This window comes from Streptomyces sp. NPDC004561 (genome assembly GCF_053602155.1).
Map to the genome: position 1 here is coordinate 1 of NZ_JBSGDB010000227.1, position 13627 is coordinate 13627.

The 13627-nt window shown below is 73.3% G+C and carries 12 protein-coding genes; 7 read left to right on the forward strand and 5 right to left on the reverse strand.

What is annotated here, in order from left to right:
- The coding region (locus ACWEN3_RS26385) for an ATP-binding protein (RefSeq protein ID WP_452975687.1) at positions 1-729 on the forward strand (729 nt) is incomplete at its 5' end.
- 308 nt (positions 730-1037) lie between these two features.
- Positions 1038-1727: a GAF and ANTAR domain-containing protein gene (locus tag ACWEN3_RS26390; protein ID WP_452975690.1), complete on the forward strand. Its 690-nt coding sequence runs from the start codon at positions 1038-1040 to the stop codon at positions 1725-1727.
- A gap of 12 nt (positions 1728-1739) precedes the next feature.
- Here ACWEN3_RS26390 and meaB read toward each other — a convergent pair whose 3' ends face one another.
- From meaB to ACWEN3_RS26410, 4 genes are all read right to left on the reverse strand, one after another.
- On the reverse strand, positions 1740-2735 hold the full coding sequence (meaB, locus tag ACWEN3_RS26395) for a methylmalonyl Co-A mutase-associated GTPase MeaB (RefSeq protein WP_452975691.1): 996 nt from the start codon (positions 2733-2735) through the stop codon (positions 1740-1742).
- Between the two features lie 7 nt (positions 2736-2742).
- The gene (scpA, locus tag ACWEN3_RS26400) at positions 2743-4917 is read right to left on the reverse strand and encodes a methylmalonyl-CoA mutase (protein ID WP_452975693.1); all 2175 of its coding nucleotides are present in this window, start codon (positions 4915-4917) and stop codon (positions 2743-2745) included.
- Entirely contained in the window at positions 4917-6722 is a 1806-nt protein-coding gene (locus tag ACWEN3_RS26405) for a methylmalonyl-CoA mutase family protein (RefSeq protein WP_452975695.1), read from the reverse strand. The genes scpA and ACWEN3_RS26405 overlap by 1 nt, the downstream gene beginning before the upstream one ends.
- Before the next feature lie 84 nt (positions 6723-6806).
- Positions 6807-7313: a MarR family winged helix-turn-helix transcriptional regulator gene (locus ACWEN3_RS26410; RefSeq protein WP_452975697.1), complete on the reverse strand. Its 507-nt coding sequence runs from the start codon at positions 7311-7313 to the stop codon at positions 6807-6809.
- Positions 7314-7446: 133 nt separating this feature from the next.
- Here ACWEN3_RS26410 and ACWEN3_RS26415 point away from each other — a divergent pair, with 133 nt between their 5' ends.
- Positions 7447-7962, forward strand: coding sequence for a YceI family protein (locus ACWEN3_RS26415; RefSeq protein ID WP_452975699.1), 516 nt, complete (start codon positions 7447-7449; stop codon positions 7960-7962).
- Between the two features lie 9 nt (positions 7963-7971).
- On the opposite strand, the gene ACWEN3_RS26420 is transcribed toward ACWEN3_RS26415, so the two are convergent.
- Positions 7972-9759, reverse strand: coding sequence for a hypothetical protein (locus tag ACWEN3_RS26420; RefSeq protein WP_452975701.1), 1788 nt, complete (start codon positions 9757-9759; stop codon positions 7972-7974).
- 201 nt (positions 9760-9960) lie between these two features.
- Here ACWEN3_RS26420 and ACWEN3_RS26425 point away from each other — a divergent pair, with 201 nt between their 5' ends.
- The 4 genes from ACWEN3_RS26425 (at position 9961) to ACWEN3_RS26440 (ending at position 13427) form a co-directional block, all read left to right on the forward strand.
- A complete protein-coding gene (locus ACWEN3_RS26425; RefSeq protein WP_452975703.1) occupies positions 9961-10350 on the forward strand; it encodes a cell division protein SepF in 390 nt (129 codons plus the stop codon).
- A 798-nt stretch (positions 10351-11148) separates the two neighbouring features.
- Positions 11149-12375 (forward strand): AAA family ATPase, encoded by a 1227-nt coding sequence (locus ACWEN3_RS26430; RefSeq protein ID WP_452975705.1) that lies wholly within the window; start codon positions 11149-11151, stop codon positions 12373-12375.
- On the forward strand, positions 12372-12719 hold the full coding sequence (locus tag ACWEN3_RS26435; protein WP_452975707.1) for a nucleotide pyrophosphohydrolase: 348 nt from the start codon (positions 12372-12374) through the stop codon (positions 12717-12719). The genes ACWEN3_RS26430 and ACWEN3_RS26435 overlap by 4 nt, the downstream gene beginning before the upstream one ends.
- A gap of 207 nt (positions 12720-12926) precedes the next feature.
- Complete coding sequence (locus ACWEN3_RS26440) at positions 12927-13427, forward strand: DUF6099 family protein (RefSeq protein WP_452975709.1); 501 nt, start codon at positions 12927-12929, stop codon at positions 13425-13427.
- Positions 13428-13627: the final 200 nt, after the last annotated feature.

Sequence of the window (13627 nt, forward strand, 5' to 3'; positions counted from 1 at the left end):
ATCACCCGCACCCTGCGCGCCGAGGCCGACCAGCAGCTGACCGTCCTGCTCGGCAGCCTGGCGCTCGCCCGGGAGGAGCGGTGCGACGTCTCCTCGGCCTGGCACCTCAACCGCTTCGCGACCGTGCCGGTCCACGCACGCTGGCGCGACGCCCGGGCGGCGGGCGTGGACGCAGCGGCCGACGAGGAGCTGGCCGCCGAGGCCGAACGCCAGTTGCGCGAGCAGGACATCGAGGAGGCCGGCGCCGCCTGGGCGGGGCAGGACGCGGAGCCGGCGGCGGTGCTCGGGTCGTTGCAGACGGAGTGCGAGGAGGCCCATCCGGGGGTTCGCCTCGACGTGCGCTGCCCGCCCGGCCTGCGGGTGGCGGTGCCCGAGCCCGTCCTGCGCGCGGTCCTCTACGAGGTGATGGAGAACGCGGCCGAGGCCCTGGGCGGGCAGGACGGGGTGATCCAGGTCCTGGTGGAGCTGGACAGCCCCGAGGTGCTGATGGTGGTGCGGGACAGCGGGCCGGGGCTGCCGGAGAGGGCCAGGGCCAGACCGGCGCGGATCTTCGGGCAGGCCTGGACCACCCGGGGCGAGGGCAGGGGCGCGGGCCTGCACCGGGTGCAGAGCTTCCTTCGGGCCTGGGCCACGCCGTCCGTCGACGCCGACATCGAGGTGATCGAGACCGACAGCCGCGCCCTCACCGGTGCCACGTTCCGCCTGGTGCTGCCGGAACACCCGGGCTGACCGGACGGTGGCCGTGGCGGTGTCGCTCCCGTCGCCGGTCGCCGCCTTCCGCGCCGTGCGTCGCGCCACGACCGGACCGGCGGGCGACCGGGCCCCGGGCGCACCCGCCGGCCTCGTCCCGGCGCCGAGGGCCCGGCGCCGGTGACCGGGCAGGAGCCTCCGGGCAGGAGCCCGAGGCGGCCCCGGAACCGGTGGGGCGTACTGCCCGGGACCCCGCGTGTGTCCGGCGCGCGGGGCGGCGGACAGGGATGCGATCGTGGGGAAGGGGCAGGTGATCCGGTGAGCGGCCGACGGGACGGAGGGCCACGATGGACTGGCGGATGTTCGCCGAGCAGCTGGCGGGACTGGCGCGCGACCTGCTGGCGCAGGAGACGGTGACCGCCACCCTGGACCGGATCACGCACTCCGCGACCGAGCTCGTCCCCGGCTGCGACGCGGCCGGCATCCTCATCCTGCACAACAAGGGGGTGCAGACCCTCGCCCCGACCGGCCAGGTCGTGATCGACAGCGACCAGCTCCAGGCGCGGCTCCACCAGGGCCCCTGCTACGACGTCGCCCGCCACCAGAACGACGAGCGGGTGTTCCGGATCGCCGACTTCCGCGAGGTGCACCCGAACTGGCCCGCCTATGTGAGCGCGGGCCGCGAGCTGGGCCTCGGCAGCATGATGGGCTTCCTGCTCTACACCGAGGAAGAGGACCTCGGCGCGCTGAACCTCTACTCGCGCAGCCCGGGGGTGTTCACCGAGGCCGGTGAGACGGCCGGCTGGCTGCTGGCCTCGCACGCCGCGGTCGCCTTCTCCAGCGCCCGCACCCACTCCCAGCTGGCGCAGGCCGTCGAGACCCGGCACGTCATCGGCGAGGCCATGGGCATCCTCATGGGCACCCACGACCTCACCGAGGACCAGGCCTTCGACGTGCTGCGCCGCTACTCCCAGGACCACAACGTCAAGCTCCGGGACGTGGCCCGCCGCATCTGCGAACGCGGCGGGCTGAACTAGCCAACCAGCGGCTCACGGTCCGGCCGTACGCCCCTCGAAGGCCGCCAGGATGCGTTCCGCCGCCAGTGTCGCGGTCAACCGGCCCTCCCTGACCTGCCGTTCGAGGTCCGGAGCCGCCTCGCGCACCGCGGGGTCGGCGTGCAGCCGGCCGAGCAGCTCGTCACGGACCATCGCCCAGGCCCAGTCGACCTGCTGGTCCCGTCGCTTGGCGGTGAGCCGTCCGGTGGAGTCCAGCAGGGCGCGATGCCGCTCCAGCCGCTCCCACACGGTGTCCAGACCCGTCGACTCGCGGGCGCTGCAGTGCAGCACCGGGGGAGTCCAGAAGGCGTCCTTGCCGTGCATCAGCCGCAGCGCGCCCGCCAGCTCCCGGGCCGCGGCCCGCGCGTCCCGCTCGTGCGGTCCGTCCGCCTTGTTGACGGTGATCACGTCGGCCAGCTCCAGGACGCCCTTCTTGATGCCCTGCAACTGGTCGCCGGTGCGGGCCAGGGTCAGCAGCAGGAAGGAGTCGACCATGTCCGCGACCGCCGTCTCCGACTGGCCCACGCCGACGGTCTCCACGAGGATCACGTCGTAGCCCGCCGCCTCCATCACCACCATCGACTCCCGGGTGGCCTTCGCGACCCCGCCCAGCGTCCCCGCGCTGGGGGAGGGCCGGACGAAGGCGTTCGGGTCGACCGCGAGCCGTTCCATCCGGGTCTTGTCGCCCAGGATCGAGCCGCCGGTGCGGGTGGAGGAGGGGTCGACGGCGAGCACGGCGACCCGGTGGCCCAGCGAGGTCAGCATGGTGCCGAACGCGTCGATGAACGTCGACTTGCCCACCCCGGGCACCCCGCTGACGCCGATCCGCCGGGCCCGGCCGCTGTGCGGGAGCAGCTCGGTGAGCAACTCCTGCGCCAGCGCCCGGTGCGGCGGCCGGGTGGACTCGACGAGCGTGATGGCGCGGGCCACCAGGGCCCGCCTGCCGTCGAGCACACCCTTCACATACGTGTCGAGATCGATCGCTGCCATCGCGGCTCTACAGATCGTGGCCGAGGTCGGCCGACAGCCGCTTCACCAGGTCGTACGCCGCGTCCGGGATCACCGTCCCGGGCCCGAACACCGTCGTGGCGCCCATCTCCAGCAGGGTCGGCACGTCCTGCGGCGGGATCACCCCGCCGACCACGACCATGATGTCCTCCCGGCCCTCCTCGGCGAGCTTCTCCCGCAGCGCCGGTACGAGCGTGAGGTGACCGGCGGCCAGCGAGGACACGCCGACCACGTGGACGTCCGCCTCGACCGCCTGGCGGGCGACCTCCTCCGGGGTCTGGAACAGCGGGCCGACGTCGACGTCGAAGCCGAGGTCGGCGAAGCCGGTGGCGATCACCTTCTGGCCGCGGTCGTGGCCGTCCTGGCCCATCTTGGCGACCAGGATGCGCGGCCGGCGCCCCTCGGCCTCCTCGAAGGCGTCGACCAGGGCGCGGGTGCGGTCCACGGACGGGGACTCCCCTGCTTCGTTGCGGTACACCCCGGAGATCGTACGGATCTGGCTCGCGTGCCGGCCGTACACCTTCTCCAGGGCGTCGGAGATCTCACCGACGGTCGCCTTGGCGCGGGCCGCGCGGACCGCCAGCTCCAGCAGGTTCTCCCCGCCGTCGGCGGCCCGGGTCAGCGCGTCCAGCGCGTCCCGGCAGACCTGCTCGTCGCGCTCCGCCCGCAGCCGCCGCAGCTTCTCGATCTGCTGCGCGCGCACGGAGGAGTTGTCGACCTTCAGGACCTCGATCTGCTCGTCGCTGTCCACCCGGTACTTGTTGACGCCGATCACCGGCTGGCGCCCGGAGTCGATACGGGCCTGCGTGCGGGCCGCCGCCTCCTCCACCCGGAGCTTGGGGATGCCCGCGTCGATGGCCTGCGCCATGCCGCCGGCCTGCTCGACCTCCTGGATGTGCGCCCATGCCTTGCGCGCGAGGTCGTACGTCAGCCGCTCCACGTAGGCGCTGCCGCCCCACGGGTCGATGGTCCGGGTGGTGCCCGACTCCTGCTGGATGAGCAGCTGGGTGTTGCGGGCGATCCGCGCCGAGAAGTCGGTCGGCAGGGCGAGGGCCTCGTCGAGGGCGTTGGTGTGCAGCGACTGGGTGTGGCCCTGGGTCGCCGCCATCGCCTCCACGCAGGTGCGCGTGACGTTGTTGAACACGTCCTGCGCGGTCAGCGACCAGCCGGAGGTCTGCGAATGGGTCCGCAGGGACAGCGACTTGGTGTTCTGCGGCTCGAACCGGGAGACCAGCTTGGCCCACAGCAGCCGCGCCGCCCGCAGCTTGGCGACCTCCATGAAGAAGTTCATGCCGATCGCCCAGAAGAACGACAGCCGGGGCGCGAACGCGTCCACGTCCAGGCCCGCCTCCCGGCCCGCCCGGATGTACTCCACGCCGTCGGCGAGGGTGTACGCCAGCTCCAGGTCGGCCGTAGCGCCCGCCTCCTGGATGTGGTAGCCCGAGATGGAGATGGAGTTGTAGCGGGGCATCCGCTGCGAGGTGTACGCGAAGATGTCGGAGATGATCCGCATCGACGGCTTCGGCGGGTAGATGTAGGTGTTCCGGACCATGAACTCCTTCAGAATGTCGTTCTGAATGGTTCCGGCCAGCTTCTCGGGCGGTACGCCCTGCTCCTCCGCCGCCACGATGTACAGCGCCAGCACCGGCAGCACGGCGCCGTTCATCGTCATCGACACGGTCATCCGGTCGAGGGGGATCCCGTCGAACAGCTGCCGCATGTCGTAGATCGAGTCGATGGCCACGCCCGCCATGCCGACGTCACCGGTCACGCGCGGGTGGTCGCTGTCGTAACCCCGGTGCGTGGGCAGGTCGAAGGCGACCGACAGGCCCTTCTGGCCCGCCGCCAGGTTGCGCCGGTAGAAGGCGTTGGACTCCTCGGCGGTGGAGAAGCCCGCGTACTGGCGGATGGTCCAGGGCTGGTTGACGTACATCGTCGGGTACGGGCCGCGCAGATACGGCGCGACGCCCGGGTAGGTGCCGAGGAAGTCCAGGCCCTCCAGGTCACGGCCGGTGTACAGCGGCTTGACCCCGATGCCCTCCGGGGTCTCCCACAGCGGCTCCTCGGCCCCGGTCGCCCGCTTGACGGCCGCGCGCCACTCCTCGGCGCCGCCGTCGGCGGACGGGGTCCCCAGCTCGATGCCGGAGAAGTCGGGGATTCCCATCAGGACACTCCCATGCGGTCGAGGGTCGCGGACAGCACGTCGATGGCGTCGCAGCCCGCGAAGACGTACGAGTCGATGCCGGCGTGCTCGCCCCGGCCCGCCAGGAACACGTGCCGGGCACCGGCCGCGCGCAGCGACCGGGCGGCTTGCTCGGCCTGCTCCGCGTAGAACGCGTCGCTGGAGCACAGCACGGCCTCGGTGGCGCCGCTGTCCTCGAAGCGGCCCTCGGTGACGGGCTCGACGCCGCCCGCCTGGAAGAGGTTGGCGGCGAAGGTGGCGCGCGCGGTGTACTCGGCGGCCGAGCCCAGCGTGGCGAGGAAGACGCGCGGGCGGGAGCCGGTCGCCGCCAGGTGGGCGTCGGAGCGGGCCCGCAGTTCCTCGTAGGCCTCGTCGCGGCGCACGCGCGGCAGCCCGCCGGAGGGCGGCTCGGGCGCGGGCTCCCGCTCCACCGGCTTCTCGGACAGCAGCGGGAACTCGCTGACCCCGGTGACGGGTTCGCGGCGCTTGGCGAGCCGCTTGGAGCGCTCCGCCCAGGTCGTCGCCAGGTCCGTGCGCAGCCGGCCGGAGCGCAGTACGGCCGCCTGGCCGCGGTCGCGCTCGACGGACCGGAAGAACTCCCAGGCCGCCTGGGCGAGTTCGTCGGTCAGCCGCTCGACGTACCAGGAGCCGCCGGCCGGGTCGATGACCCGGGCCAGGTGGGACTCCTCGATCAGGATGGTGGAGGTGTTGCGGGCGATGCGCCGGGCGAACGCATCGGGCAGGCCGAGCGCGTGGTCGAACGGCAGCACCGTCACGGAGTCGGCGCCGCCGACCCCGGCGGCGAGCGTCGCGACCGTCGTGCGGAGCATGTTCACCCACGGGTCGCGGCGGGTCATCATCACCGGGGAGGTCACCACGTGCTGGGTCTGCGCGCCCGCGTCCGGTGCCCCGCAGGCCTCGGCGACCCGCGCCCACAGCCGGCGCGCGGCGCGCAGCTTGGCGATGGTCAGGAACTGGTCGGCGGTGGCCGCGTAGCGGAACTCCAGCTGGGCGGCGGCCCGGTCGACGCCGAGGCCGGCCTCGGCCAGCCCGCGCAGATAGGCCACGCCGGTGGCGAGCGAGGCGCCGAGCTCCTGCGCGGCCGAGCCGCCCGCCTCGTGGTACGGCAGCGCGTCCACGGTCAGCGCGCGCACCCCCGGGTACTGCTCGGCGCAGCGCGCGGCCAGGGCGGCGAACGGCGCGAAGTCCAGCGCCGTGCCGGTACGGGCCTCGTACCCGAGCGGGTCCGCGCCCAGGTTGCCACGCGCCGCCTTCGGGTCGACGCCCTTCTCCTCGTACAGCCGCAGCAGGGCCTCGGCCGCCTCGGCGGTGTCCCGGCCGGCGTCCAGGACGACCGGCGCCAGGTCCAGGTACACGCCCTCCAGGGCCCGGCCCAGCTCGGCGACCGGGATGCCGCCCTCGCCCAGCACCAGCCACAGGGAGGTGCCGCCGTTCTCCAGGTCGCCCAGCGCGGCGTTCTCCGCGAGGGCCGCGTGGCGCTGCCGTACGTCCCAGCCGCTCGCGATGCCGCCTTCGGGGCGGCTGCCCCGCAGATACGGGGCGAAGCCCGGCAGGCCGGGGTCGGGCGCGGCGTCGCGCGCGGTGTAGAGGGGCCGGGTGCGCAGCCCGTCCTCCAGCGTCGTGGACAGAGCGTCCTCAGCTGCCGTGCCCGAGACTTCCTTGCCCGACTTGCGCAGCACACCCTCCACCAGGTGTTGCCACTGCTCGTGTGTCGCGTCAGGGAACTCGGCGGCCAGTGAGAGCCCGTCGTCAGGCAGGACCGTCATGCTCGGATGCTAGGGCAGGGCGCTCACATGGTTGGCGCACAAGGGCTGTGAGGTTTCTCCCCTTGTGGTTGTGACCTGGGCCTCTCAGTCGTCCGAGGGCTCGTTCTCCAGGTCCGGCACCAGTGCGCACATGGCCGCGCGCTGGTCGGCGCCCATGGAGTCGGCGAGGGCCTGGCGGACGGCGCGGGCGAGCAGGGCCGACGTCTCGCGCAGCAGTTCGCGGGCCTTCTCGGTGAGCGCGACCTCCACGCCCCGCTTGTCGCCGCACACCGACGTGCGGGTGACCAGACCGGTCCGCTGCAGACAGGCGATCTGGTAGGTGAGGCGGGTCTTGGGGCGGCCGAGGAGGTCGGCGATCCGGGTCATGCGCAGTCCGGTACGCGGCTGTTCCGCCAGCAGGCACAGGATCAGGAACTCGTCGTGCGAGACGTCGAGGTTCTCCTTCACCACCGACCGCAGCCGCTGCTCCACCGCGCCGGTCGCGGCCAGCAGGACCATCCAGGCCCGCAGTTCGTCCGGCAGCAGCCCGCCACCGCTCCGGGAGAACGGGCATTCGGGCTGGTCGGCGGGGTGTTCGGCGGAGGCGGACATGACGGAAGTCTACCCGTCGTCCAATTTTGGACGGGAGAGTCGTTCGCCAGTGGACGAGGAGGTTGTCCAATTTTGGATGAGCGGCTAGCGTGGGGTCATCCAAATTTGAACCATACCTTTGGGGAGCACCACCATGACCGTCGCCGTGGAAACAGGCCGCTGGCAGCTCGACGCGACCGCGTCCGCCGTGGAACTGCGGCACCGGACCTTCTGGGGCCTGGTCACCGTGAAGGGCGCCTTCGCCACCGTCGGCGGCTCGGGCGAGGTCCGGCCCGACGGCTCGGCCACCGGCACCGTCACCCTGGACGCGGCGTCCCTGGACACCGGGCACGCCAAGCGGGACACGCATCTGCGCTCGGCCGACTTCTTCGACGCCGGGAACCACCCGGAGATCACCTTCGCCGTGCGCGACGCCGACCGCCTCGACGGCGACCAGGTGCGCGTCACCGGTCAGCTGACCGTGCGGGGCGTGTCCCGGCCCCTGTCCGTCACCGCGCGCCTGACCGACGCGACGGACGGGGCGCTCACCCTGGCGACCGAGTTCAGCGTGGACCGCGAGCAGTTCGGCATGGGCTGGAACCAGCTGGGCATGATGCGCGGCCTGACCACGGTGACGGCCGGGCTGCGCTTCACGCGCGAGCAGGCGTGAGCCGCCCGCTCAGCCCTTGATGCCCAGTTCGTCCGGTCGTACGTCCCGGGTGGAGAGGGTCTGCGGGGACTCAGTGAAGGCGCGCAGCCGCAGCCGGGTGCTGTTCTTCGTCGGCACCGGGAACCTGCCGGACGGCGCCCGCAGCACGACGGTCGCCGTGCCGTGCGCGGGAATCGAGGCCGGGCCGTGCGCGAGCGACCAGTACCGGTTCATGCCCTGGCCGGTGGTGAGCATGTAGTGCGGGGTGAGCGCCTCGCCCCCGGTGTTGGTGACCTTCACGGTCAGCGTGGACACCGAGTGCGCCGAGGCGCGCCGCACCGCCGTGATGTCCATCCGCAGCGGCGGCCGGCCCGAGACCGCGAGGGTCGCGCTCACCAGCGCGGGCGCCACCAGCAGCACCACGGCCGCGACCAGGGCGGGCCGGCGGCGCGTACCGGTCAGCCAGTGGGGCCGGGGCTGCCAGGCGTGCGTGAACTCCGACAGCGGAGCGGTGACGGCCGCCGCGAGCCACAGCGGGGTCATCATCAGGTAGTAGCCGTCCTGCGAGCGGGTCGCCAGGAAGAAGGCGCACCAGGGCAGCACGGTGGCGGCCGGGCCGAGCCGCCGGACGAACAGCACGAACAGTCCCAACAGGGCCGCGGCCAGCAGCACGCTCGCGTGGCCGTACCAGTCGAGCCGGTCGCTGCCGTGGGTGAAGTACAGGGAGATGTCCACCAGGCCCTGGCCGTGCAGCACAGCGCCCTGGGTCAGCGGCAGCGCGATGCCCTGCAGCCACGGGCCGGGCTCGCTCACGATGAAGTACGCGTTGATCAGCAGCCAGGTCAGCGCCGCGATCCCGGAGATCCGCAGCACCACCCGGGCGGCCTCCCGGCCGCCCAGCTCGCCGCGGCGCACCGCGTAGACCCCGGCCAGCAGGAACGGCGTCACGAACCACGGCAGCTGCTGTGTCGCGCACGCGGCCCCGAGGCACGCGGCCCGCGCGATCCCGGCCGCGCCGAGCCTGCCGCGCGCGCCGAGCCGGGGCCAGTGGACCACGACCGGCAGCAGCAGCGTCAGGGCGACGATCGCGGGGTAGCCCTGACGGGCGTACATCGGCAGGAAGCTGAAGCCCAGGCAGATCATGGTCGCCGCCGAGCGCCACGGGCCCGGCAGCAGCCGCCACAGCACCACCGCGCCCACGATCAGCGCGAACGTCGCCGCCGCCGTCGCGGGGAGGCCGCCGTGGCCCAGTCCCAGGAACGGCACCGTGAGCAGGGGCGCCAGCGGGGGATAGCCGTAGGTGAAGTCGTACCCGCCGTCTATCGTCGCCGTCAGCGCGACACCCTTGATGTGGAACAGCCACGGCCACTGCTGCCCGTACACGGTGTGCCCGTGCACCAGTTCCTTCGCGGCCTGGGTGGTGAGGACCGCCTCGTCGCCGCCGGCGTGGTTCAGCGCCCACGTGCACAGCGTGAGGGCGATCGCGGTCAGCAGCACGACCACGTCCAGGCGGGCCAGTGAGCGCGCCCGGCGGACCGTCAGGGTGAGCACGCCCGTCACCAGGATCGCGGCGTAGCAGACGGAGATGATCCCGGCGAGGACCAGCCGGTGCGTGGCGGCCTGGGTCCACACCGAGCGGGTGCCGATGAAGAGGCTCACGTCGGCGAGCAGCGTCAGCACCCGGTGCCACTGCGCGGGGCTCCCGGGGGCCTCCGCGCGCGTTCCCAGGACGGCGGTCAGCGCCGACTGCGTCCGCCGGCCGGGTGTCACCTGCTGTGTTTCTGCCAACTGCACGGTCCGGGACGCTATCGGCGGCATGTGAGCGGTTCATGGCCGGAAGTGAAGAATCTGGCATGAGAGAGGTAAGAGCGGGGCGTGTTCGTAAATGTTCCCCATGGTCCGGCGGGAGAGCCGTGATCGTGTCGGTCGCACACCGTGTCGCTGTTGGGCCGAACGGGTGACTTGGCGTAAGAATTGGCTGGTGCAGGCATGGAGCGCTAGTCAGGTCGGGGGGAGCCGGTGAGCCGTTACGACGTCACCGATGAACAGTGGGAAGGGCTCGCCCAGGTCGTGCCGTTGCGGGGCCGGGACGCGTGGCCGTCCGCGGTGAACCACCGCTCGCTGCCGGACGCCGAGACCGAGACCCGGCGCCGGTTCGTGGTCCTGCGGGTCAACGTCTTCGCGGACGCCCGCGAGGTCGCCGAGACCCTCATGGCCGGGGCGCCGGTCCTGCTCGACCTGTCCGGCGCGGAGAACGAGGTCGCCAAGCGCGTCCTCGACTTCAGCACGGGCGTGGTCTTCGGTCTGGGCAGCGGGATGCACCGCGTCGACCGCAATGTGTTCCTGCTCACCCCGCCCGGCACGGAGGTAAGCGACCTGATGGAGCGCGCGGGCGCCTCCGGCGGCTGAACGGGGGCCTCCGGCGGTTGCGCGGGGGCCTCCGGCGGTTGCGCGGCGGGTCTAGGTGTCCGTGCTGGGTGGTTCCAGGTGTCCTGGTCGGGTGGCGGGGAGTCCCGGGGGCTGAGTCTGTCCGAGAGTGCCAGGTCTGGTCGCTTGGGGGCGCTGGGCTGGGTGGCCCGGGGTGCTTCGGTCGGGTGGCGGGGTGTCCGGGGGGCTGAGCCTGGTTGTCGAGAGGTGCCGGGCACCGGCGTCTGGCGTGGTGGGCCCGGGGCCCGAGGTGCTTTGGTCGGGTGGCCGAGCGGCCGCGAGGTTCGGGCCCGGTCGTCCGAGGTGCCGTGCCGGGCCCTGGTCGCCTGGGGCGCTGGGCTGGGTGACCGGGGTGCTTTGGCCGGTGGAGGGGCGCCTGAGGGTTCGGGCCTGGTCGTCTGAGGTGCTGGAGCGGGCGGCCGAGGTGCTTCGGTCGGGTGGCGAGCGCCCAGGGGGCTGGGTGTCCGTACCGGGTGCTTCTGGGTGGCTCGGCCGCGTGGCGGGGTGTCCCTGGCGGCGGGCCCGGTCGCCTGAGGCGTGGGGCGAGGGGCCCGATGTGCCTTCGTCGGGTCGTCCGCCGAGTCGGGGCTTGGGCGTCCGGGGTGCCGGGTCGGGGTGGTCGCTGCGTCGGGGCCTTGGTCCTTCAAGTGCCGGGGCGAGTCGGCGTGTCACTCGTTCGAGTGGTGCTGCGTTTCGTCTGCGGAGGTACGGCCCCCCGATCGTAGGAAGGTCCCGGCGGGAAAACGGTTCGCCGGGTGGGCGGAGCCCTACGGTCCGGACATGGCCGTGTCTCCCGTGTCCGCAGAGCCCCCGGCGACCGACGTTTCCGCCGCAGCCGTACCCGAGTCTTCGGCGGACGCCGGTGCCGTTCCCGCGCGCTCACGCGGGCCCGTCGACGTACGCGCCCGGATCACCGAGTTACGGCTGTCGGCCTTCGCGGGGCACCGGCGGGCCGGATTCCCCCTGGGGGCCGTCACGGTGTTCGCGGGGCCGAGCGGCACGGGCAAGACGACCGCGCTCGCGGCGTACGAGGCGCTCGCCCGGCTCGGCGGCGGAGCCCCGCTCGTGGAGGCGTTCCCGGACCCGGCCGGCTGTGTGCCGGAGCGGGCCCGCGCGGACGCCGAGGGGCGGCGGGGCTTCCGGATCGGGTGCACGGCCGACGGCGCCGAGGGCCCCGTCCGGCTGGACATCGCCGTACAGGCCGAGCCGCAGCTGCGGATCGTGGGCGAACGGCTGACCGCGGGCGGGGTCGTCCTGCTGGAGACCGCCCTGCGCGACCCGGGACGCCGCACCGTGCAGGCAGCCTGGCACACCGCGGGCACCGCGCCCGTGACACGCGCCCCCCTCCCCGACGACCGCCTCGGCACCGCCCTGCTGCCGCTCCGGGTGGCCGGCAAGACGGACGGACAGCGCCAAGTGCTGGCCGCGGCCGAGCAGATGGTCGTCGCCCTGCGCTCGGTCTTCTCCTGCGACCCGCGCCCCGACTGCATGCGCGCCCCCGTCCCCACGGGCTCCGGCCGGCTGATGCCCGGCTGCGACAACCTCGCCGACGTCCTGTGGCGCACCCGCGCCGAGTGCGCCCGCCGCCACGGCCTGCTGGTCGAGGCGCTGCGCACGGGCTGCGCCGGTCCGGTGGCCGACCTGGTCGCCGAGCCGCAGGCCGACGGCACGATCCGGGCGCTGCTCGACCGCGGCGACGGTTTCCGCACCGAAGTGGCCCGGCTCGGCGACGGCGAACTTCGCTACCTCGCGCTGACGCTGGTGCTGCTGACCGGACCCGGTGTCCTGGACCTGGACGCTCCGGGCGAGGTGCCGGACGCGCTGCGCACCCTCACCGTGCTCGCCGACGGCTTCGACCGCGGGCTCGACCCGGGCCAGCGCGGGGCGCTGCTGCGCCTGGCGGCCCGGATGGGCGAGCGCGGGCACATCCGCTGCGTGGCCGCGGTGAACGACGCCTCCTGGGCCACGGGAACCGAGGGCGTCACAGTGGTACACCTGAACCCGTGACGGAACACCACCCCGACCTGCCCCGACTCCAGCGCAGACTGGCCGAGTTCGCGGCCGCGCGGAACTGGCAGCCCTACCACACGCCCAAGAACCTCGTCGCCGCCCTCAGCGTGGAGGCCTCCGAACTCGTCGAGATCTTCCAGTGGCTGACCCCGGAGGAGTCCGCCCGGGTGATGGACGACCCCGGTATCGCGCACCGCGTGACGGACGAGGTCGCCGACGTCCTGGCCTACCTGCTGCAGCTCTGCGAGGTGCTCGGCATCGATCCGCTGGCCGCCCTGGACGCCAAGATCGACCGCAACGAGCGGCGCTTCCCGATCCCGGGACCGGAGGAGACGCCCTGACGCCCCGGAACCGGAGGCGGCCCCAACGGGCGGAGCGATTCACTCCGTTATCACTCTACGGAGTCGAATCACCCTCCGAATCCGAATTGTTGTCCACAGATTTCCGTCTTGCTCTGGCTTTTCGTCCCACAGACCCTCACTCTGGGTAGTGGACAAGGGAGTTCAGGCAGACGTGCTGACCGGCACGCGGATGGACGGGGGCGACGGATGGACGCGATACGGCTCATCTTCACGAGCAGGCGTGCGCTGGCGCACGGCGCGGACACGCCCGAACTCATGGCGGAGGTGTGGCAGGCACAGGCCCTGGCCCAGGCGATCGGCAGTCGCCTCGCGGTCTCCGGTCCGCCGGAGCTGCGCGGCGAGGCGCTCGGCCTGACCGAGCTGGCGGGCCGGGGCTGCGGGGTCCTGGACCCGCCCGAACTGGACCCCGGCGATCTGCGTGCCGCCCAGCTCACCGCGCTGGACGACGCCCGCGAGACCCTGCTCTGCCTCGGCGGCCTGCTCGGCGAGGTCGGCATAGCCCTGGTCGGCATGGCCAGCGCGGCGGCGGACGAGACGACGTACTGGCAGTGCATGGAGGCCATCGACGCGGCCGACGAGTCCCGCGACCGCGTCCGCGAGATGCTGCGGAAGCTGGCCGCCCGGGAGGAGGTGTTACCGGAAAACGGCAACGAGAGCAGCCCGTTCGGAGGCGCCCCCTGCGCCTAGCGCCCGACCGGGCCCGGCCTCTCCGACGACGGCCCGACCGGCCGGCCCTCCCCGATGAGGCACGGACCCCGCGAACCTTGACGCCCCCCTCGGCCCGCGCCCCACTGACATCGACGCGGTGACGCACGACGACGGCCACCGCCCCGCGCGGCCACCGCCCTGCGCGGCCACCGCCCTGCGCGGCCACCGCCCTGCGCGGC

What these genes read in the sequence shown, in the direction of transcription:
- meaB (WP_452975691.1), bottom strand. Translation starts at nt 2,735, where the DNA reads ATGGCAGCGATCGATCTCGACACGTATGTGAAGGGTGTGCTCGACGGC.
- ACWEN3_RS26390 (WP_452975690.1), top strand. Translation starts at nt 1,038, where the DNA reads ATGGACTGGCGGATGTTCGCCGAGCAGCTGGCGGGACTGGCGCGCGAC.
- ACWEN3_RS26410 (WP_452975697.1), bottom strand. Translation starts at nt 7,313, where the DNA reads ATGTCCGCCTCCGCCGAACACCCCGCCGACCAGCCCGAATGCCCGTTC.
- scpA (WP_452975693.1), bottom strand. Translation starts at nt 4,917, where the DNA reads ATGGGAATCCCCGACTTCTCCGGCATCGAGCTGGGGACCCCGTCCGCC.
- ACWEN3_RS26405 (WP_452975695.1), bottom strand. Translation starts at nt 6,722, where the DNA reads ATGACGGTCCTGCCTGACGACGGGCTCTCACTGGCCGCCGAGTTCCCT.
- ACWEN3_RS26420 (WP_452975701.1), bottom strand. Translation starts at nt 9,759, where the DNA reads ATGCCGCCGATAGCGTCCCGGACCGTGCAGTTGGCAGAAACACAGCAG.
- ACWEN3_RS26415 (WP_452975699.1), top strand. Translation starts at nt 7,447, where the DNA reads ATGACCGTCGCCGTGGAAACAGGCCGCTGGCAGCTCGACGCGACCGCG.
- ACWEN3_RS26430 (WP_452975705.1), top strand. Translation starts at nt 11,149, where the DNA reads ATGGCCGTGTCTCCCGTGTCCGCAGAGCCCCCGGCGACCGACGTTTCC.
- ACWEN3_RS26440 (WP_452975709.1), top strand. Translation starts at nt 12,927, where the DNA reads ATGGACGCGATACGGCTCATCTTCACGAGCAGGCGTGCGCTGGCGCAC.